This is a genomic window from Bacteroides sp. MSK.20.12 (assembly GCF_019052435.1).
Classification (GTDB): Bacteria; Bacteroidota; Bacteroidia; order Bacteroidales; family Bacteroidaceae; genus Bacteroides; species Bacteroides xylanisolvens.
Map to the genome: position 1 here is coordinate 41,014 of NZ_JAHQVH010000009.1, position 21,866 is coordinate 62,879.

19 protein-coding genes and 1 pseudogene are annotated in these 21,866 nt (G+C 42.4%); 1 reads left to right on the forward strand and 19 read right to left on the reverse strand.

Annotated elements, in window-relative coordinates:
• Positions 1 to 59: 59 nt before the first annotated feature.
• From KTR06_RS06960 to KTR06_RS06990, 7 genes are all read right to left on the reverse strand, one after another.
• Positions 60 to 215: a hypothetical protein gene (locus KTR06_RS06960; RefSeq protein ID WP_164488585.1), complete on the reverse strand. Its 156-nt coding sequence runs from the start codon at positions 213 to 215 to the stop codon at positions 60 to 62.
• Positions 216 to 235: 20 nt separating this feature from the next.
• A complete protein-coding gene (locus KTR06_RS06965; RefSeq protein WP_217290124.1) occupies positions 236 to 1,195 on the reverse strand; it encodes a nucleotidyl transferase AbiEii/AbiGii toxin family protein in 960 nt (319 codons plus the stop codon).
• The gene (locus tag KTR06_RS06970; RefSeq protein WP_072545381.1) at positions 1,192 to 1,917 is read right to left on the reverse strand and encodes a DUF6088 family protein; all 726 of its coding nucleotides are present in this window, start codon (positions 1,915 to 1,917) and stop codon (positions 1,192 to 1,194) included. Before KTR06_RS06970 ends, KTR06_RS06965 begins: the two co-directional genes overlap by 4 nt.
• 194 nt (positions 1,918 to 2,111) lie before the next feature.
• Positions 2,112 to 2,525 (reverse strand): helix-turn-helix domain-containing protein, encoded by a 414-nt coding sequence (locus KTR06_RS06975; protein ID WP_072545382.1) that lies wholly within the window; start codon positions 2,523 to 2,525, stop codon positions 2,112 to 2,114.
• 19 nt (positions 2,526 to 2,544) lie between these two features.
• Complete coding sequence (locus KTR06_RS06980; RefSeq protein ID WP_191762904.1) at positions 2,545 to 4,587, reverse strand: bifunctional DNA primase/helicase; 2,043 nt, start codon at positions 4,585 to 4,587, stop codon at positions 2,545 to 2,547.
• Positions 4,580 to 4,939 carry a helix-turn-helix domain-containing protein gene (locus KTR06_RS06985; protein WP_072545384.1) on the reverse strand — a complete coding sequence of 120 codons (360 nt, stop codon included), beginning with the start codon at positions 4,937 to 4,939 and terminating at the stop codon, positions 4,580 to 4,582. The genes KTR06_RS06980 and KTR06_RS06985 overlap by 8 nt, the downstream gene beginning before the upstream one ends.
• A 546-nt stretch (positions 4,940 to 5,485) precedes the next feature.
• On the reverse strand, positions 5,486 to 5,707 hold the full coding sequence (locus KTR06_RS06990) for a hypothetical protein (RefSeq protein ID WP_120068070.1): 222 nt from the start codon (positions 5,705 to 5,707) through the stop codon (positions 5,486 to 5,488).
• Between the two features lie 190 nt (positions 5,708 to 5,897).
• Between KTR06_RS06990 and KTR06_RS06995 the strand changes: the two genes are divergently transcribed.
• Positions 5,898 to 6,494 carry a type 1 glutamine amidotransferase family protein gene (locus tag KTR06_RS06995; protein ID WP_004317740.1) on the forward strand — a complete coding sequence of 199 codons (597 nt, stop codon included), beginning with the start codon at positions 5,898 to 5,900 and terminating at the stop codon, positions 6,492 to 6,494.
• 576 nt (positions 6,495 to 7,070) lie between these two features.
• On the opposite strand, the gene KTR06_RS07000 is transcribed toward KTR06_RS06995, so the two are convergent.
• The 12 genes and pseudogenes from KTR06_RS07000 to KTR06_RS07055 all read right to left on the reverse strand — a co-directional run bounded on the left by KTR06_RS07000 (position 7,071) and on the right by KTR06_RS07055 (position 21,765).
• On the reverse strand, positions 7,071 to 7,493 hold the full coding sequence (locus KTR06_RS07000) for a pyridoxamine 5'-phosphate oxidase family protein (protein WP_008025491.1): 423 nt from the start codon (positions 7,491 to 7,493) through the stop codon (positions 7,071 to 7,073).
• 91 nt (positions 7,494 to 7,584) lie between these two features.
• Entirely contained in the window at positions 7,585 to 8,463 is an 879-nt protein-coding gene (locus tag KTR06_RS07005; RefSeq protein ID WP_008771206.1) for an AraC family transcriptional regulator, read from the reverse strand.
• A 122-nt stretch (positions 8,464 to 8,585) separates the two neighbouring features.
• On the reverse strand, positions 8,586 to 9,134 hold the full coding sequence (locus KTR06_RS07010) for a Crp/Fnr family transcriptional regulator (RefSeq protein WP_009039845.1): 549 nt from the start codon (positions 9,132 to 9,134) through the stop codon (positions 8,586 to 8,588).
• Between the two features lie 40 nt (positions 9,135 to 9,174).
• Positions 9,175 to 10,539 (reverse strand): MATE family efflux transporter, encoded by a 1,365-nt coding sequence (locus KTR06_RS07015; protein ID WP_120068067.1) that lies wholly within the window; start codon positions 10,537 to 10,539, stop codon positions 9,175 to 9,177.
• A 260-nt stretch (positions 10,540 to 10,799) separates the two neighbouring features.
• Positions 10,800 to 12,329 (reverse strand): STM4011 family radical SAM protein, encoded by a 1,530-nt coding sequence (locus KTR06_RS07020; protein ID WP_120068129.1) that lies wholly within the window; start codon positions 12,327 to 12,329, stop codon positions 10,800 to 10,802.
• Between the two features lie 11 nt (positions 12,330 to 12,340).
• The gene (locus KTR06_RS07025; RefSeq protein ID WP_008020253.1) at positions 12,341 to 13,615 is read right to left on the reverse strand and encodes an STM4012 family radical SAM protein; all 1,275 of its coding nucleotides are present in this window, start codon (positions 13,613 to 13,615) and stop codon (positions 12,341 to 12,343) included.
• Entirely contained in the window at positions 13,612 to 14,466 is an 855-nt protein-coding gene (locus KTR06_RS07030; protein WP_120068059.1) for an STM4013/SEN3800 family hydrolase, read from the reverse strand. The genes KTR06_RS07025 and KTR06_RS07030 overlap by 4 nt, the downstream gene beginning before the upstream one ends.
• Positions 14,453 to 15,463 carry an STM4014 family protein gene (locus KTR06_RS07035; protein ID WP_120068055.1) on the reverse strand — a complete coding sequence of 337 codons (1,011 nt, stop codon included), beginning with the start codon at positions 15,461 to 15,463 and terminating at the stop codon, positions 14,453 to 14,455. Before KTR06_RS07035 ends, KTR06_RS07030 begins: the two co-directional genes overlap by 14 nt.
• A 3-nt stretch (positions 15,464 to 15,466) precedes the next feature.
• Complete coding sequence (locus tag KTR06_RS07040; RefSeq protein WP_120068051.1) at positions 15,467 to 16,540, reverse strand: STM4015 family protein; 1,074 nt, start codon at positions 16,538 to 16,540, stop codon at positions 15,467 to 15,469.
• Positions 16,541 to 16,755: 215 nt separating this feature from the next.
• Positions 16,756 to 17,889, reverse strand: a complete 1,134-nt coding sequence (locus KTR06_RS07045) for an OmpA family protein (RefSeq protein ID WP_207895147.1) — start codon at positions 17,887 to 17,889, stop codon at positions 16,756 to 16,758.
• Between the two features lie 401 nt (positions 17,890 to 18,290).
• Positions 18,291 to 19,877 carry an ATP-binding protein gene (locus KTR06_RS07050; RefSeq protein ID WP_120068044.1) on the reverse strand — a complete coding sequence of 529 codons (1,587 nt, stop codon included), beginning with the start codon at positions 19,875 to 19,877 and terminating at the stop codon, positions 18,291 to 18,293.
• A gap of 682 nt (positions 19,878 to 20,559) precedes the next feature.
• Positions 20,560 to 21,765, reverse strand: a pseudogene (locus tag KTR06_RS07055) (carboxymuconolactone decarboxylase family protein).
• Between the last annotated feature and the right edge of the window lie 101 nt (positions 21,766 to 21,866).

Sequence of the window (21,866 nt, forward strand, 5' to 3'; positions counted from 1 at the left end):
GTAAGGTGGTTGCCAAGTTTTCTATTTCAAATCTCGCCAATACATTCTTTATATGTTTTTCACCAAAATGTATATTGAGCCTTGAACTTCGCATAAACCTTCTTTGCCGCCTCCCTTTCTTCCTTGCTTTCAGGTTTCAAGTGAGCTATCTTCTCCGCAAAGCGTTTAGCGTCCTTACCGGTAACTACCGGCGTTTCTTTAATCGGTCGAGCCATAAATCCCTGTATGTTGTAAATTATATCTTGTTTTCAATTATCGAAATGAAATCGTGCAATTTCTTTCCAACTTGATTCGCATCAGGTATCCGGCTATATGCCAGATAATTTAATTCCCGTTCATAATATCCGCCCAATTGCTTCCATAGCTCATTGAATGAACCAAGAAGGGGAGATTCTTTAATGGGTGTATGTTTCCATTTTTCCGGTGAGTCAAACATTTGTCGGTCATGCGCCGCCAGTTCTTGCAGGTCTTTAATGAAATCCTGTTCCACATATTCCATACATTCCCTATCGTCAAGCAGAAAATAGATATCATAGAAATGGCGGATTTTCCCGGTTAATCCTTGCACCGGATTATCCATAAAGGAGAAACGGAGCAGCGAAACGACTTTCTCGCACAAGGTGCGCCGTTTGTCCAGAATGTTCAGTTCAAACGGATGCAGGTCATATTCTTCAATGAAAGAGTCCATACCTGTATTTTCAAGGTAGGAAGTGATAAAGCTCTTTATTTGCCGTCTGACATATGGATAAGGATTGGCAAACGAATTTATTTCCACGACTACACGGTTGGCGACAAAATCAAACAACGGGTCATGGACGCTTGCCGGATATTGGTACAAGGCTTTCCGATAACGGGAACCCTTACTTGTCAGTTTAGGCACAACCTGTTCCTGCAAGCCTTGGGTCATTTCTTTGCAGACCTTGGAAATCAAAGTCTTTATCTGATTTCCGCTCAACTTTTGCGTGAGTACAGCCACATCCACATCTTCCGAGAAGCGGTTAATCAATCCGTACCCTTTTGACAAGGATGTGCCGCCCTTGAACACCGTGTTCTCCATATAAACGCTTCGGGAGAGTTGTTGCAATATCTTGCTTATCCAATAGTCTTTTTCGATATAGACCGGTGCTATATGGTAATATTCGGAAGCCGCGCGTATTGCATCTGCTAACAGTTCAGGTTGTTTTTCCAGTATCATTCAATCCTCCATTTCTTTTTATTAGGCAATGTATCTTCATTTATTCCCAATTTATAGACCGTTACTGGATTCAATGAATCCCATAAAGGTTGCGCTTTCGCCATACCGCAATCGTTCTCGATGATGGTTCCCAACAAGGCGCGTACCATTGGCGGATAGGCCTCGGCCAAGGCAACCATCTTTTCCTTCTCCCTCCTGCCAAGTTCTCCTACCAGAAAAGCTATGCGCCTGTATGATGCCTCTATCGTGGTGTCGGGTATTTCCTTGATGAAGCGGATGGCATCCAATAATTGCAGGAGCGGAATATTGTCTTTGGTTATCGGGTTAGGTTGCAGGACAAAGCAGACGGTGAATATATCCCGTTGTTTCTTGTTCCTGCGTTGGTTTGTGCCGATTTGGATGATGTTGGGCACTTGTGTAGTAAGCCCCAACCGATTAAAGACGGAGTAACCGGTCAAATATCCGATGCGCTTTCCGTTCTTTTCCAACAAATCCTTCACCAACTCTTCTTGTCTGGGTTTCAACGTTCCGAACACGCTCTTTTTAGGCTTGTAGAACCGTCCTTTGGATATTTTAGCCAAGTAGCCTTCACCCGCCAGCCGATTCAGCATTTTAATGATGCTTTCGCTCGTTTCGGCAGGCAAGTTTAAGTCCCGGTAGGTAAACACATAATCGGGCTGAAAATCTTCCAATCGTTTCTGTACTTCTCTTGTGATAATCATAATCCCATGTCCTTGGTTGTCGGTGCAAAGATAAGAAATATTCTTGTTTTTACGACACAAAACTGGAATTTTATTAGAAATGGCTCCACCCTGTCCTCCCGACAGAATGAAGCCGGTTGTTTAACCTAATTAGCGGGAACTTCCTGCTTCACAGCGGTAGAGAGTATCCCTGAACGATGAACATCCAAGATGCATTATCCACAATCATCTGAGAGTTCTTTTTCTTCTGTTTCTTTCTCCCCGCCGTTTTCATCCATTTCTTCGGGCATCGGATAAGTTTCCGACAGCTTGTCCTTCCGTGCCTGACGCTTGATTTCGTTCTCGTCGAAGTTGTTGCGGATGAACTCGTGCAGGTCTGATTCCTTGTAATAGGTCTTGTGGTATATTGAATGGAATTTCAATGCCCCGTTGTTCCGGTATCGCTGGAGCGTGCGCTTGCTGATGCGCAGCAGTTGGCACACCTCCTGGTTGTCGTACAGCCGTTCCCCGTTCAGGTAGTTCAGGTGCTTCTGCCGGTTCTCCGCCTTGTCCAGCTTGCGCGATATGCGGTAAAGTTCACCCATGATGCGCTCCATCCACGCCTCAAATTCAGTCTTGTCCACTAACATGGCCGTTCCTCCTGTGCTTTTATACCTCGCCCAGCATGTAGCTGTTCGGGCTGTCGGGTGATTTCACAATGATTTCCTTTTCCCGCATGAAGCGGATGTAGCTCTTGGCCGTGCGTTCCTTCACCTCGAACGCCGCCTGAAGTTCTTCCGAAAGCTCCATGTAGCCGATGAAGCGTTTCCGGCTGAACAGTTCGCGTGCTACCGCCACGAGTTCCTCTTCCTTGCGCCTGTCCTTTTCCTCTTTCGGTTTCTCGCCCAGATAGGCGTGCATCGCCTTCTCCTTGTCCCATGCGAATTGCATGAGCGGTACATCCAGCGGGCTGCCGTCCCGTACTTTCAGGGCTTTCACCACCGAAACGGCGGGGTTCGTGTCCTTTTCGATGGAGAGGATGGCGGCAGCCTTGCGTTGCAGCTCGCTGCCCAAGTGCCCGCGCAGCTTCAGCCCGTTGGGGATGAAGTGCAGCACCGTGACGATGCACGTGTTGTAGATGCCCGCCAGCCGGTAGAGTTCCTCCACGACGGCGATGCTCTCCGCCTCGTCGTTGGCGCAACGTATCAGGTCGGCGATGCCGTCAATCACCACCAGATGGATGCCCCCGTACTGGTAATGGAACTTGTCCATGCTGAGCACGATGGACTTCAGCCGCTCCTTGCGGCTCATTCCCGTCAGGCAGTATGCCTTGAACCACTCCGGCATCGTGTCGCGCCCGCAACGGCGCAGCAGGGTACTTACGTTCTTGTATAGTTGCACCTCGCTCTGTTCGGTGTCATAGAACAGCACCGCCTTGCCTTTCGGGTTCCCTTCAATGGAAACGCCCAGCGTGTCGATGCCCTCCGCGTTTTCCGGTTTCACAGCACCGGCAATCAGGGCGGCCACATAGTTGCTTTTCCCCGTACCCTCCCCGCCGGTGATGCAGAGCAGGTTCCCTTGTGTTCCCAGCGGCACATCGTTCACCGATACTATCATTTGTGCCACAGGTGGCGGGTTGTTGAAATCCAACTCGCATGATTTTAATGCTGACATATCTTCCTTGTATAATGAATCCAAATGGTTTAAGAACAATTTCAATAAATCGTCGTGCGTGTGTCCCAACGCAAAATAATCCGTTACATCCTTTTCTTCTTTTGTTCCTGACAGTGGCAGCAAAAGGCGTTTCAATGCAAACGGCTTCAATTCTTCCTGCCGTTTGGCGGAAACTTCCAGACCGGTCTTGTCCATATCATACAGCAGGACAATGTGTTTGAACCGGTAGGAGAGCAGCATCAGCACAGAGGTAGGGATGACCGTCGTTTCCGAATTGAAACAGATGGCATGGAATCCGTTTGCCGCAAGGCTCATCACGTCTTTCTCACCGCCTGTGATAAACAACAAATCCCCTTTGGCGGATAATTGGTCAAGTCCGAAGCAGTAATTGTCGCCCAAATCTCCGGCATAGAGGAAACGCATCTCCGAGCGCGGGCGGTAGATTTTAATGTATTTGTCGCCTACATAGCCATACATCGGTTCCTGTGCCGTTTCAGTCAAGGTATAGCTTTTCCCTTCCTGATTGACGGAACTGAACGAATGCAGAGGCCGTACATTATATTTATTTAATGTATGCTCCGTGATTCTGGATTTGCTCCAAAATATCCGGTCTGTTTCATTGAACGCCCTTGGTACGATATTATACGGGCGTATTTTCTTTATCACCTGTTCCGGCGTGGGCGGACAAACTACCTGAACGGAAGATGTGTCCACACAATTTTCGTAACCGTCCGCCAACCCCAAATGCAGGTCATGGTCAATGATGCGCATGATTTCAACGAAATCCTTCGCGTTCCTGCAACTCAGCCCCGTCATTGTCCCTACCAACTCGAAGCAGTCCCCGGAATATTCCTCATTGCCGAAATCCTTCATCTTATACACCGAATGCCGCCGGTCATAATATACGTTGCACGATGCCTTCGTATCCTTATATAAAGGATTCAGGAACTTCTTACCGATGCGGAACGGCACGGGCAGGTAGTGTCTGAACACCGAAAGCCCCCTGTCCGTCGCCTGCAAAATATCCTCCTTATTCATTGTCTTCGTCCTTTGTTATATCCAACAACCGGTTCTTCTTGTAAACGTCTATCAGGTGCGGTTCACACGTGATAACCTTTTCCCGTACCTTTTTCTCTATTTCTGAGAGCTTGTACAGGCACTTGCGGCGGAACACCGAATACTCTACCAGTCCGTCGCTCCTTAACCGTTGCAGGGTGCGTGTGCTGATATGGAGCATATCGGCCACTTCTTGACTGTCCAGCCATACATCGTTGTCAAAGTCGCAATCCTGCAACTTGTGTTCATTCTTGGTAATGAACTCAGCGATTTTCGCTATTTGCCCCATCATCTTTTGATAGGCGGCACTTTCCATTACGATAACTTCTGTCATAATCCTAATTATTGAAATGTTTGCCGCAAAGTTCCCGATAAGTCAAAATCCGCATGGTATACTATACGTGTACTACACCATAATTTTTTTGTTCCTGCATTTTTTTTTGCGGGAAAATGCGAGGTCAATCCGTTTCGGTCAGGAGTAAGGTTAATAGGTTCAAAATTAGTTCAGTGCAAGGTGCAAGCCTATTTATATATATAGGCTCGCACCTTGCACTTGAAAAAAAGGCTGAAAAAAAATATTGTCAAGAACTTGCATGTTTCAAAAATGTGTAGTACTTTTGCACTCGCAATCGAAAGGTGACACGGTGGTGTCATAAGCTACGAAAATTGACAAGATGAAATCGTAACCAAGTCGTAACCATTAAATTTCAGGTTACGCATAAGTTACTGATTAAAAAGATATTATAAGCGGCAGGTACGATTACCGTCCGCACCGCTTCTTAAGAAAGCGAAACAAAGAAAAAGCTCTGTAATTCAATGATTACAGAGCTTTTTTATTTCACTTTTCTACTTTGTACACAGTTGGCTATCTAGCCGGAAGTCATATTCTCGAAGCTAACTTCAAGGTTTTCAAATCATAGATTAAGATTTCATCCTTATCTGTTTTGTCATACTTGTTATTATTGTTTGTATCATAATAACCTGCGACGACAAGTTTACCTGTTTGTGTATTGACAACAAAAAATTTATCTTCCGTTAATTGAGTCATTTCTTTTCCGAGCGTATCGCACTCCCCCATAAGGTATTGTACCTTCCAATTCATTTTTCCTGAATGAAAAAGTTATAGTTTTTACTTCACGCCCTTCATCATTGCTCTTTGAATGATAAAAAGTTTCCTATTGTAAATTGAATAATCATATTTTAAATGTATTATTCGAGATTTTACCACAATTACTACTACAAAAGTCAATTAAATATCACACCTTTGTACTCACTAAAAATTAGAACGATATATGAAAGAAGTAATATTTGTAATTTTAGAAGGGTTCGCCGACTGGGAAGGCGCATATATAGCTACCTGTTTGAATCAGGGAGTCAAGCCCGGAAATCCTATTAGTTATAAAGTGAAAACCCTATCAATAACCCAAGAACCTGTAAGTTCAATAGGCGGATTCAGAGTGCTGCCTGATTATGGGCTAAAAGATATGGCGGAAGATTATGCGGGGCTGGTGTTAATTGGCGGTATGAACTGGTTCTCACCTGAAGCTGAATTAATAGTCCCACTTGTAGAAAAAGCTATTAAAGAAAAGAAATTAGTTGCCGGAATATGTAATGCTTCTGTTTTTCTGGGTATGCACGGTTTCCTTAATGAGGTAAAGCATACCAGCAATACGCTCAATTATCTAAAACAGTATGCTGGGGATAAATATACAGGCGATTCGAACTATATCAATGAACAAGCTGTAAGAGACGAGAATATTGTAACTGCCAACGGAACCGGGCAATTGGAATTTTGCAAAGAAATATTATATGCATTAGAAGCTGATACTGCCGATGCGATAGAGGAAAGTTATCTGTTTTATAAAAACGGATTCTGTCCGGGAGCATAAAATGAATGAAAGAATGACCATTCTTAAAAAAGGAATATTTAAGCAATCAGAAAGAGAGACAATAGCATAACGATTTAAGAAAAATAGAAAAAAGCCCGGCATCTGTCGGGAGAAAGTTCTTTATTATTATCATTTGGGACATATATCATCCAAATAGCAGCTATTTTCCATTATTCATTCACCATTCAACATAAAATATTAAGATAACCGTTCTTTTTATTATTCCTATCCTTTCTAACAGTTATGCCAAACTAGAGAAAAACCACCCTCAAAAAGACCAGTTTCAGCTTCCTCACCGATGACAAACAAGTTCCTCGGTGAGGAAGCTAGCGACGCACACCGAGGAACACCCCGCTCCTCACCGAGGAACGAACGCTTTGCCAACAAGAAAAGATGCATTCCGTATGTAGTTTTATGCGAAATAGACCTGTATTTCCGCATATTATTGCACTATTTTATGCCGTTTATTCACTGGTTCATTGTTTTTAAAGTTGCTATTCTTTTATACAATCTTAAAAATAGCACATTGAGACTATAAAAGCGCTGTCTCTTAGTATCTCTTATATACTATGAGTTTTATTCTACGATAAAGCTCTCCGATTTGAAATTACTATAAAACCTACCGGAAGTTGCCGTAAATTTCAATACACAATAGTCGGGTTCTGTCACTCCTTCCGGGTAATACATGGTATCACCCTCCTGCCAAATCATTTCTTTGCTGGCACTGTCTGTCAATACTTCCATTGTACCCCGCAGCATCGCACCTCTAAAAAATCTTGTATCACAAAAGTAAATACACGCATGATTGTTTTCCCGGTATTGCGCCACACGCATGGATGAAGTATTCGTTGTCAGATAAATCGTTTTTATCCCTTCCCTTTTTCTTGGCTGCAACATTGCCTTGATATTAGGAAATCCCTCCCTGTCTATAGAACCGATAAAAGCTGTTTTCAACTTATCAATCATGTTCCCTACTGTTTTTTCTGCGTCTCTCATCATTTCATTTTTTATTGTTAGTTATTATCTGATGCGAAAGTAGAGAAATAGAAGAGGAACGGCGTAATAAAAAGAAAGGGGAAAATAGTACTTTTTACGGTTTATGTGTTTTCCGATAAAGTAATGGAGTTTCTCCCGTATGTTGCCGGAAGCTGCGAATAAAATAGGAGACCGTTGAAAAGCAGAGTTCAAAAGCAATATCCGATATAGGGACGTTTGTATAAACGAGCAGTCTTTTAGCCTCATCCATCACTTTATTCTGAATATATTGTTTGGCGCTGAACCCCATTGTCGAGGTTACCATCTCATTCAAATAGTTTGAAGTAATGCAGAGTTTATCCGCATAATACTGAACCGAGTGTTGCTCTTTCGAATGGATATTTACCAAATTCATGAATTTACTTACATGATTATTAGACGCTTCTCTGCTCCTGCCCTCCTCTATCGAAGTCATTTTAAGATAAGCCCGGTCCAATAACATCAGGACTTCATAAAGCAACGCTCTCAATACATGCACATCGTTTTGCTGATACGAGTCGATCTCCATCTTTATATGATGCAAAATTTGGAGTATACGGGCATAAAGCTCATCTGGCAAATGCAGTCTTGATGAAAAGCTTTCCAGCTGAAAAAACGAAAGATGCTGTACAAACAAAGAATCTTTAAAGAGGGAAGACAAGAACTCTTCCTCGAAAATCAGCGCATAACCATTGATGATATGACGCGTATCCCAGTTCCGGATTTCTCCCGGTTTAGAGAATAGAACGTCACATGGGGTTACTTCATAGGTTTGGTTATCGACAGAAAACGTCCCTTTACCTTCTGTTATAAAAGTAACATCATAATAATTCAACGTGTGAATAGCACTTTCAGCCAAGAACTTCTTCACATATTTCAGTTCTACCACATCGACCAAAAGTTCGCTTCCATACTTATTCTTATAAAAAGTATATCGAGGTATTGAGTTTTTCATTTGGAATACAAAAATAATATTCCTTACCAAATAATCCAAAGACTTTTCAAACTCAATTTTGAATAGTCAATGAACCATCTGATAAGGAATACATAGAAAAATAGATGTCCAGGTTATATTTCCTATTTAGAACTTCCAGCCATATATCCCAAACTGGTTACATCGGCACCCAGATAATGAGTAATATACTTCAAAGGTACCCTGTACAGAATATCTGGGATTTCTGCCAATAAAGAAAGATACCTCTCTCTTACCGTCAGTTTACGAACGTTCATATTCTCTTCTTCTTTAAAATAGAACTGATATTCCATCAGTTGACGAACCAAGTTGGCAAACGAAATAGATGTTGCGCACAACTCTTCAATCTCCTCTTCGCTGATGTAATAAGCAGCACATTTCGTCAGCGCCTTTACAGCATACTGACTGGAGTTATAGCACAATACAGCATCCCCTTCAGATAAAAACCGGATGGTTCTGTCCTCTCCTTCATGGGTCGTGTATGTATGCAGAATGCCGGAAACAATAATATACAAGCTCTGCTCGGGCATTGTGGCAGATGCAATCGTTTCTCCTTTATCCAGATACACCATTTCCATACGAGCCAACAGCTCTTTCACTTCTTTTTCATCAACCTGATACTCAAAACAGAGTTTCTTCAAATAAGCTTCCATACAAAATAGATTTTAGTTAATATATGTCACTTAAAAACACCTAATTCGACATAGCAGGCATCAATGTGCCTCTCAAGTATAATTTCCTTTGCGTATATCGCAAATACCAGATACAAATCAATAATGAAACCACCGTTGAAATGGGTGGAGCAAATCCCATGATAAACAGCGACGAGCTATCCATCTGACTGAACCAGTATGACAATGGTATACGGAACAGGAAAGTAGCTATCAGACTGTGAATCATCGGGAATAACGAGTTCCCTTGTCCGCTGAAATAAGAATTGATGCAGAACACAAAACTGACTACGATACAGTCGATGCTATATCCCCGCAGGTACTCTGCTGCCATTGCCACCACAGCGGCATCTTTCGTAAAGAAAGCGGTAAGCGTCTCCGGCAGGAATTGCGAATACACGCAAACCGACACACCGAAAACAAGAGCAATCCCTATTCCGGAAGCAAGACATTTATTCATTCTCTTGATAAGTCCCGCCCCGTAATTTTGTGCAGTCATGGTTGCCACAGCCGATGATATAGCCATCGGAGGCAGCATGGCAAACACTATGATTTTCTCAACAACACCTAAAGAAGCAGACGCAATGACTCCCATCTGATTCACAATGACAGTGATTATCAGAAATGAAACATTGATTAAAGCATCTTGCAAAGCAATAGGCGCTCCCAATACCATGATCTTTTTAGACAGATTCCGGTTCAAACGGATATCCTTCCGTGAGAAATCAAAGTGGAATCCATGCCGGTATAAGAACCAAAGCGCTATTCCAAAGCTAACGCCTTGCGCGGTTACAGTAGCAATAGCCGCTCCTGTAGCTCCCCAATGGAAATAGCCGACCAGTATAAAATCGAGCACTATATTGATTATACATGCCAAGCCTACAAAATAAAGCGGTGTCTTTGAATCACCCAATCCACGCAGGATACCACATACAACGTTATATCCTATTATGAACAGAATACCAGCCGAACATACCAGAATATAGTTTTTAGTATCAGCCATCGCTTCCGCAGGCGTGTGCATCAGTTCGGTTATCTGCCCATGAAATGCCACCATGACCAAGGTCAGCAAGACTCCTACGATTGAAAATAGCCACACGGAAGAACCGATTGTAAAAGCTACTTTCCGATCATCTTTTGCTCCGATGGCGATAGCAATCAATACGGTTGTGCCTGTCGTAATGCCAAGAATAATACCCGTAATCGTCTGCATCACCTGACTGCCGATAGCCACAGCCGCCACACTTGCCGAATCATCATATTGCCCCACAACAAACAAGTCGGCTCCACCATAAAGTGCCTGAAGCACATTGGCAATAAGAAAAGGCACTGCAAATTGCAGCAATACCTTCGGAACACTTCCTTGTGTCAAATTTAACTCTTTCATAGTTTCTCCGCTACTTTACCTCTTATCTTAAATTATTACAATAAAAAATAGTGCCGGACAAGCGAATGATTTACACCATTCATCTTATCCAGCACTATAATTATCTATTATAGCACCCTCCGATGAGGATTTTTATGCCTGTCCCTATTTTCGGGCTGCAAATATGGGCTTTGTTTTTATAACTACCAAATTATAACTGATTTTTATTTTTGAATGGTACAATCAGGTATCAATGTGAAGCTTTTATTGCAGCCGCTTTTCTACTCCCGGAAGCGGAAGAAAGCAGCCAATCGGTCCGGATTCAGCGTATAGCGGGCACGTTCTTTTAAAAGTGGTTCGGCGTTCATCACTGCACAAGAATGAGATACTACTGACATCATCTCCCAATCCTTCAGTGAATTTCCGACAACCAATACTTGGTCAAGGGGAAAAGCTAAAGCCTTGCATATATGAAGCACTCCTTTCCGTTTGTCAACGTCCTTATGGATAACCGTAATAAGAGGTGGTTTATAAAACACCTGATAAGGTTTCTCTTTTAAGCGAGAAAGAATATTTATTCTCTCTTCCTTATCATAAACCAGCATGCTGTATTTATAGACTTGACCTTCATAGCTATGCGCCGTTATCTTTGCGGATTCTTCGTTTATGTCCAGTAGTAATTCAACTGGCATACACCGGTTCTGCCCGGCATATACCAGTAATCCACCATCAGCAAACACCCCTCCTTCAAACAGGCTGAAAAGAGCCTTGCCTAACTTTCTCCGCGCCTGTTGCATAGATAAAGAAGTAGCAAGATATAAGGGAACAAATTGCGCTATGTACCGCAAAGCATGGGCATAACTTTCCGAAACCCTTCCCTGGGCATCGGTAAGTGTTCCATCCACATCAAAAAACACGGAAGTAATGAAAGGCTTATCCGGGATCCGCCAAAATGCACCTGCTCTCATTATTCGATGCAAAGGATGATTAGTCAAATTACTGAAAGCAATGTAACAGTCACAGACCTTCCGCCGACAAGGAAGCAAGGGGTCCAAGATCTGATTCTGATAAAGATTTCCTATCTTCACCTGACTTCTGGGACAGCCAAAGATATCTCCTTTCCAATCAATAAAACAACTACTTCTCCCTCCCGAACAGATATCCCATTGAGCTGAAGCGTTTTTTAAATCATACTCAAAAAGGTTATCCAGTTGCGTAAAGAAACGAATATCTTCTACGCTCAACGGAGACTTCAAACCTTGCATAGCATTAATAAACAAGTAAATATCCGGCAAAAGAGCATTTCGCAAATCGCTAAGTACACTTTTTGCCATCGGATTGCCTACGGCTCCGGCACAGACCTGTATTCCTGCATTATAAAGGGTATGAAGTCGCCGGACAAAGCTTTCTACTGAAGTCATTTCCGGATGAAAGCTGGCCCAAATCTTTATCTTACTTATCAATGTCGGTGTAGCCGAAAATTCGTCCAGCCATTCATCGGCAGAGAAAGAAAGATTAGTCTGACAGGAAATTCCGGCCACTTGTGGCAACGCCGCTAAATGAATGATCCCTTTCCGATAATAACGATGTATCAATGCTTCACCGTAAGGAATAATAAATAACTGCAACGGTCCTCCCTGCCATTGTTCAATAGCCGTAATAAAACGGTTCCACGCCTGTTCATCCTGCGTAGTAGCTGTCAGATGTGACTTTTTGCCGAAAGGACAATAAGAGCAGGTATAATTGCAGCTATTCAATTTACCGCGATAATAGATACGCTTGATGGAAAGTAAATCCCCCTCGTTTTTCATTTCCATTTCGTTCAATAAGAATAAGTTTCCATCAGCCCTCTTATTTCAGGAGTAATGAACAACTGACCAATATAATCAGAATATCCTATTCCTTCGGAAGTAAGACAAATGCGGTCATCTGTACTTTCTATCCATTGCCGTTCTGCCAGTTGCCGGAATAATGGAATATCATCCGGTGATTCGCCAAAACGACGCTCATATTCGGCTTTATCAAGCCCCATATAATACATCAGATTTTTAATGATGAAACGTTGCCTCCGTTCTTCTTGAGAGAGAATAAATCCATTGCGAGCTACTGTAAAATCAGCAGTGCCCATATAGTCATCTATCTCTCCGGCAATGCAGTGTTGAGAAACAGTATACCGGGTGGCATAATGCAAATGACCCAAGTAACTACGTCCACCGGAACCACACGAAAGCATCACTTCATCTCCACAGGAAATTTCCGCATCAGTAGACGGATGATGAATAAAACGCCGCATCGAAGTTTGTAGAAAGCCTCTGTCTTTCAACAGATCACGGGCGGCACAATACATCCGGAAACAGACATCATCAGGTTCCCGCTCCGTGATAGCTGTTCCCTGTCGCACATATAACGGATAAATAAAGAGTTCGTTAGGCTGAAACAGAAGAGCTTGCTCCAACGAATAGAGAAAACTATCCACCGTTTGTCCTTTGATTCCGTAAATCAAGTCGATATTAAAAAAAGGAAATTCCATCTTCCGGATAGTTTCCAACGCCTGATTGATCGTGTCTTGCCGGGGACGTCTTTTCAAAGCGGTTAACTCTTCGTTGAGAAAACTTTGTATACCGATACTTATACGAGCCACTCCGGCTTGTTTCAACCATGTCAAACGGGCAGGATCAGCATACTCCGGTGATGTTTCTATGGAAGTAAAAGCATGTGAGGGATGCACTCCGAACAGGGCAGCCGTCTCCAATAAGTATTCCAGTTGGGAAACGGTGAGAAGCAACGGTGTACCTCCTCCAATGGCGAAACTGTCAAAGATCAGTCCGGTGGTGAGAGGTGACAATTGTTGTGCCTGCTTATGAAGGGTTTCCAAATAAGTTGCGATATAATCCGCACGATTGGTTTGTAGAGAAAACAGGTTACAATATCCACATTTATGACTACAAAAAGGAATATGAAAATAGAGTGATGCCTTCTGCCCTTCCACCTGTTCCAGGTAAGGAAGCAGCGAAACCGGAGATGGAAAAGGACGATAGGCAGTTTTATGTGGATAGCTATACATATAGTCTACATATCGTGGTAGCGGTTGATTCATTGTTTCGTTAAAATAAAGTGTTTGTAAGGGACTGTATAAACCGTTTCGTGAGATATGCAATGGTATTCATACCCATCTTCACCATAACAAGTGCCATGATCGGAAAAGGCAATCACCAGCGTATTGCTCCGTTTCTGAAAAGCCTGAAACAAACAAGGTAACTGACTGTCAATATATTGCAGGGCAGCCGCATGTGATTCTTTATCATCTTTCATTTTACCCTCCACATAATGACAGTTCGGATAATGGATAGCAGAAAAATTGATATACATAAAGATCCGTTTGTCGTCCGGATAATTTTCTAGTTTTTTCAATGCAAAATCAATCTGTTTTTCAGTACTATCGGGCGCTGTGCATCCAAAGGTAGGCAGCCAATAACTTTTAGTAAAGTAACCGGGGAATACACGCCCCAGCTCATTACGCTTGCTAAAGAAGTTTACACCACCTATACAAATCGTTTCATAGCCTGTATGGGCAAGACTCTGCACAAAAGTCGCTTCTGTAAATGGATAACTTCCTTTGGGCGGAATACGTCCTGTACCCGCTTGCACGGGGAAAAACAACCAGTTACGACTACGCAGTGAATGAGGTTCTGCCGGAGAAGGCAGAAATCCGGCAAAGATGGCAAAATGAGACGGGTAAGTGAAATTTCCCGGAGCATGTCTTTTCTCCCATTCTCCTCCATGGCTGTTCAGTACAGGCGTTCTTCCGGCCGCTTCTTCCTCTTTGCTGACATCATACCGCAAGGTGTCAAAGCAAAGCATCAATATATCATGAGTACCCACCACCTGATTCATATCCAGATCCGGATGACGGGTCTGTTCGCCAGCCGGCAGTTCATCTATTTGCATGGTTATATTTCTTTTTTATGTTTTTTATTTGTTGAGTATAAATAGAATTATGAGCAAACATATCCTGATAAACATGGTCTCCTTGTCCGTTGACTTCTATTATATAAGGAATATCCGTCCCTCGTTCTATCAATACATCTACTCCTGCATACTGCAAATCCAAGGATTGCACAGCTTCCTGACATTGAAAATAGATTTGTTGCCGCACCTCTTCGGATAGAGACAATTCATTCCACCAATGCGCCTTGTTGTTCAGGTGTAGATTCGTTATGCTTCCTTTGCTGCATCTCACAACGATATAATCTATTTCAGACTCCCGGCACACTACCCGAAGGTCGTAATTTTCTCCTTGCAATTGTGCTTTAGGAATCCATTCTTCGAGGATCGCTTCTGTTTGTATCACAGCTTCTGCCAACGGGATGATCTCTTTTTCCACGCTCAAACGATTGATTCGTTTGGTATTATGAATCACTCCGTCCACTTGCCGCAGCGTAGTATAGACTACCCACTTATTCCGGTTGGGCTGATAACGAATCGCCATAATGCCTCCCGCACCCGAACCATAACGGGGTTTCAAAAAGCATCCTCTACCGCAATCGGCAAGAAGCTGCCGTAACTCATCGAAGGATTGTGGAGACGGTAACATCGGAGTCACTTTCAGACCTTTGTCCATCAGGACTTCTTTTGTTTCCTTTTTATCAAGAGCACGCAACAAAGCATCAGGAGTATTTAAAAAGCACACATCATCAGGCAGGCTCATCTCGCTCAAACGTTGCAATGTCTCCTTATATGCCTGATTCAACAGCGCATATTTCAGGAAATCAGTTTCATCACTTACACAAGGTTCCAGTTTGATAACTGCCTGCCGCAATAGCGGCAAGCAGCTAAAAAGTTCCTCATAAGTCATAAAACAAACTTCTGTCTGCAAGTGCTTACCTGCTTCAACAAAATATTCTATACGTTTGGATAAAGAGTTGCTGACAACGATTATCTGCATCTCCTATTCTGTAATCATCGGGTAATACCACAATTCACCATCATATTCATCCGCCTCTTCGGTTTCGGCAATGTCTATTTTCATAGGAAGGTTCTGCAACTGTTTCTTCATGTCCTTGCTCAAATAATTATAGCGCATATTGATAAACTTCAAGTGAGCGATTTTATCCATATTATCCAGTAACAACTGTGCACCTTCATCTTTCAGAGTACCAGCCGAAATATCCATGGTTTCAAGTTGAGGAAGAATATCCGATTCCAGGAACATTTCTACAATGCTGTCCTGTTCTTCAGAGTTAACAAGCCCCAGATAGGTCAGCTTCGGGAAACGCTCTTTGGAGAAAAGCGGACGGAAGATCTCAATATCACCTTCAAATCCGTAATCTTCCACACCAACATATAGAATCAGTTTTTCCAGATTGGGAAAGTCAGAAGCAAGAATGTCCTCTACCACTTCAGTAGGCATACCACCACTGATTATTTCCAGCGACCGCAACTCCGGACGTGAAGTTCTTCCCAAGCGCAGATTGTTTGTTCCTTTTATTTTCAGATCCTTCAATTTAGGCATACTATCGAGCAGCGGACTAAGGTCGGCTTGTTCAATCCATGAAATCTCCTGTTCTTCCTGTTCAATATCACCCCAGAACAGGCCTTCTATCTGCGCAAACTTGTCCTTATTTTCAATGAGGCCCTGTAATAAAGCCGAACAGTCATCACCTTCATAATCCCAACAGCCAATCGTTATTTGCTTATATTCAGAGAGATGCTTGTCTTTCAATATCTTATCCAAAAGCTTCACATCGTTTTCATACTCATCATAGCTCAATGTATATTTCTTAGCTTCCACTTTCATTTCACGTGCCGTTTCTTCGGCAGTTTCCACATAACCTTTCTTTGTCTTCTCTGCAATCAGTTTGTTGGCAGCCTTTTCAGCTTCTTCAGTAGTTGCGTAGTTTTTCACTTGTGTTTGTCCGGCAGTCCCCAGCTTACCATAATTTACAGTAACATCTGTTCCGACTACCTCTATACTCCAGAATTTCTGCGATTTAAAATCTTGAAAAACGAATACTCTCTTCATAATACAGTTTTTAATGGTTGATATTTGCACACTCAACACAGAACGCGCATGAACAATACTTGCAAAAATAGCTATTTTATGTAATGTACAAAGAAATCTGTTTACTAATCTTTCAGGCTTATTCAAAAATAAGCCGCTTATCTATAAAACCAGTACATACAACAAAGGCTGCCTTTTGGGCAGCCTTCATTATTCTATTTATGTAATCTATTTGTTTAATCTTCAATCGTACATATACTTACACGGTTCCAATCCGGTTCGGTAAACATGTCGCCTACGCCCTGACCTTCAGCAGTGATGCGGGATGCACTAATCTTGTATTTATTAACGAGGATAGTTTTTACAGCCTCTGCACGTGCAGCAGCGATTCTTGCGTTGACCTCCACACTACCTTCCGGAGAAGCGTATCCTTTAATAACTACTTTTGAGTCAGCATATTTCTTCATGTATGAAGCTACACGTTCCACGTTAGGAAGTTGGGAAGCGTCAACCGATGATTTACCTTGTCTGAAAGTAATGATAGATTCAGGTACACGGGCGGTTTTCACTACTGTCTCTACCGGAACAACCTTTGTACGGCAGGCTTCAAGTTCTTCTTGCAGTCCGTTGATGCGCTGGTTGGCGTTGCTGATCTGACCGTCTTTGTTGTTCACTTCCGAACGAAGCGCATTGATGGAAGAGTTCAATCCGTCAATTTCAGCTTGGTTGTACACTCTCACTTTTGCAAAATGATGTGTTCCGTTACTTGTCTTAAAGTGATATGTCAATCCGGCTGTCAATTCGAAACCTGCGTTATTGGCATTGAAACGACTCTTTGTTTCGGGGTAAGTGCCTTGCATATCATATACAATGACAGGTTTGATACCCAATGTCCATGCTTTGCTTTCGCCCAAGTTGAAGTTGAAATTCAATCCCAAACGGGTAGACCAAGTGTTCTGATCTCCATCACCATTCACATAATAATGTAACCAGCCCATTCCTGCAACGGCTTCCACTTCAAACAAACGGGGTTCGCCTTTGTAACCTGCAAACAGGTTCATCAGGTTGACTTTACCCAATACGCTGACATCGGAAGCATCGAAAGATGTTTTACTCGGAGTAGTATTAATGTATCCCATTCCTTGGAATCCCAAACCGAAGATAGGAGTTAATTGCTTGGAAACTCCCACTCCAAAAGCAGGACGCATACTTTTAAAGAAAGCACTGTGAGTAAGGGGAGTGATTGCACCCGCATTGACTTCCACAGACCAATTGTCTGTTACTTTTGTACCTTCTACAACTGATTGGGCATTTGCTGTAACGCCACCCAATATCAAGGCTAATAAAATAATCGATTTTCTCATAATCATAAGTTTTAAAATGTAATGTTTTATCTGCTAAATCATTAGAAATGTTTTATTTGTCCATGTCTAACTTTCTAGTTCATTTTTTAATTCGTTATTCACTTTAAACAACATATCATATCAAAAATTAGTTCGCAAGCCTGGTATCCAATTAACATCTATTGTGTTTTCGAGCAATCTAAAATATGAAAAATAGAACATCGACCGGGAGTTGTCAAAGGAAACATTAAAATCAACGTCTATATCGCATAGGGAACGGAGTAATGGAAGATATAAGCTATCGTTTCCTTCCTCATCCTTCCAAAAAGATTTCTAAAAAAAAACGCTCAAACGGATGCTGTTTTACCGTTTGGGCGTTACTTTTTGGGGTTGAAATTATATACTATACTTTTATTATCAATTCCCTACTATCCTTCTTCCTCTACTAACCATCGACTCAAATTGCGTTCTTCCTTACTGAACTCTGCACCTATTTTCACTATACGGCAACCATTAGTAGTATAAGGTATGAGATAGCCGCGATTATTAATCTGTGCCAATGCTTCTTCTGCGGTACCGTTTAGCTTAAATTCGAAGACATAAACAGCATTTGCTGTTTTCACCACAGCGTCAGCACGTCCCAGGGCACTTTGCACTTCGGCGTTAATAAACTGCCCCAGTAGTTTAAAAACAAGATAGAATACCACTTGATAGTGACGCTCTGTCTTATCATTCAGTTCGTAGGGAAAATCGGCAAAGAACGCACGAAGGCGGGTGAGGAAAGCCTCAACATCTCCTGCCCTTAGTTCTTTTACAAACTGTCCGATATAGAAGGGGGCTTTCGATTCATCCAACGAGGTATAAAACGGAGTGATAAAATTAAGAAAGCCATACTTCACTTCATCATTGGGGTAACCCAGCTTGTAGAGACGCAGTTCTGTATCATATCCTTTAATGGTCAGATAGCCGCTTTGATAAATCATTGGCACAGGGTTGTTTACGTCAGCACGGTCGTCGGTAAGAGAGGCGGCAGTTACTTCCAATCCGTCCAGTTCACGCAAATCATAATGGGTCTTCTTCAGCATTTCGGCAAGGAAAGTGGGTGTTCCGCTGGCAAACCAGTAATTCTCAAACATCCCGCTCCTAAGCACATTCAGTATGCTGAACGGGTTGTACATACCTTCCTTACGGACATAGTTGAAATGATATCCGTCATACATACGAGTAAGGTATGCCATACAGTCTTCTTTTGTCAAACCGTTCCTTTCTGCCAACCGTTCCAGTTCCGGGACGAAATTGGCTTCAATTTCCGGGCGGGTCATACCACAAAGAGCATTGTATTGCGGGTCGAAGCTGATATCGATCAGTTGGTTGAGAGTGCTGAATATACCCATTTGAGCAAATTTGGTCACTCCGGTGATAAAGACGAAGCGCAACCAGGGGTCTGCATCCTTCAATACAGTGTAGAAAGCTGTGAGCATTTCGCGGAACTTACTTTGTAATTCCGGGTTATGCATAGAGCGGAGCAGCGGTTTATCGTACTCGTCAATAAGAACAACTACACCACGACCAGTCTGTCGGTATGCCTCTTTGATAACTTGCATGAAACGACCGGAATAACTCAAGCCTTCCTCGCTGATTCCATAGTTTTTTTCCCAACTACGAAGTTGCAATTCGAGTCCGTTTCTCAATCCTTCTATTTCAGAGTAGTCTTCGGCATTCAGGCTAAGATGCAGTACAGCGTGTTCGTTCCATTCTGTTTCAAACTGTTCAATGGCAAGTCCTTCAAAAAGTTCTTTCTTTCCACAGAAATACGCTTCCAGCGTAGAAAGCAGCAGACTTTTGCCAAAACGACGCGGACGGCTAAGGAAATATGGATTGCCCGTTGAGGCAAGTTCGTAGACAAATGCTGTTTTGTCAACATACAAATAGCCGTCGCGACGAAGTCTCTCAAAACTTTGTATTCCGATAGGCAGATTGCGCCGGGGGCCTTTCAAACGGTCCATGATATCCATAACTTCTTCTCTTTATAAATGAAACCTTTGCAAAGATAACAAATCTTACAGTGAATCGATCATCAAATATGAGGTTTTATTATCTCGTCCTGCAAAGTTTCCGACAGATAAAAACAGGTATTCAAGGTGCATTTCAAAACAAAGCTGATAGATAACATAGAGTAACAATAACAAGAATAGTGGAGGAACTATATTTTATAAAATTAAATTACCCAGTCAACATATCAATTATTATTACCACAACCACACAAGTTTCTACCCTTTAGAGAAAGGTTATACAAAAAAGATAACAACCTACCACATAAACATAAAGAGCGTTATTAATAAATACTGTGACCGTTTATTATAAACGTCCCCCCTGTTTATTATAAACTTTAAAATCTGAATTTGCAAAAATATATTCAATAATAGGTTACAAAAAAGGCTGCGAACTCTATAAAGTTCGCAGCCTTTGGGCTATATCTGTTGCCTTATCCCCTAGTATAAGCTAAGGGAATGAGCTAAGTTCGTTGTAATATTATACTATTTTCCATCCATTTCATATCCATATTCCGTCTCTTTTTTCATTTAGTAATCATTCGTTTCATACTTTCCCGGACTACAAATATATAACATTAAAAAGCGTTTGTCAAGTCCCGGATAGATTTTAATCGTTATCTTTCGGGATGCATCAATGTCTTTATTATTTTTCCGGAATCACTTCGTTCAGACAGGCTATGGCATTGAGTGTGCGCGGATAACCAATAAATGGCAAGAGTTGCGTTACGACTGCCAGCAACGTATCTTTATTATTCCCTACGTTGGCATTTCCCTGTATGTGACTTTTTACCTGCGATTCACAGCCGCCTAAAGAAACAAGTATCGAGAATGTAATCAGTTCGCGGGTCTTTACATTCAGTCCGCTACGTGTCTGATAGTCGCCGAAACAGTTGGCGGAGAGGTAACGTTGGATGTGCTTCTGATTGTCGGGAGCGTTCTTATGCATCTGTTCTATCCGTTCACCAAATATGGATTTCTGCAATTCTAGTCCCTTATTGAAACGTGTTTCGGATGATACAACCGATTGTTCTTCCAAAGGAAGACGCACGCCACGGGCGAGCAATATATCATTGGTGATACCGATAAAATTTCTGACCTTAGCCATGCCCGCATAGGCTACTGACTGGTAAAGGATTTCTTTTATTTCTATCGGAGCAATGCCTTCATTAAGTGCGCTTTCGAGTGTGATGCGGTATTCGGCCTGCGCTTGTGAAGCAATATTGGATGCCAATGTTACCATAAGACGGGTTTTAATGTCCAGTGCACCGTATTCTTGCACTTCTTTTGTAAAATTACTAAATATATCGTCCTATTCAGGATCGGTAGCTTGCAGTCCGATTGCTACGTTACCTTTCGTTGCTTCGGCATACTGTTGGTCATCCACTCGTTCCAACCATGTATTCTGGTTGGTCTGCGGATTGCATCCGATAGCCAGATGTGAGAACCAACTATCGGGAGCGGCGCCATGCCAGTGTTCTATGTCCGGAGCAATTTCAACCACATCACCGGGAAGTAAACGGCGCGCCGCTTTACCACGTTCCTGATAATATCCCACACCGCCGACGGCAATCAGGAGTTGTCCACCCGTATGGCTGTGCCAATTATTCCGGCAGCCAGGCTCAAAAGTAACGTTGGACATGGGTACATTCAAGTCTTTGTTACCAGTCAGCGGTGCCAGCCAAGATCTACCCGTGAAATATTGTTCGAATCCTGTATTCGCTTTTCCTACCGGAAATGCGCTGATGTTTTGAGGTACTTCTTCTTTTTTCATATTCTGTGCATTTATAGATTGCATCGGGATTTGCATCATTCCGATAGCTGTTACAATAATAAAAAACAATTTTCTCATATAACTACGTATGGTTTATTATTTATGAACTCTCTGATAATGCAAAGTTAGCTATTCTGTTCCAACTCTTTATGATACAAATTACGGATATAGAAACCCAA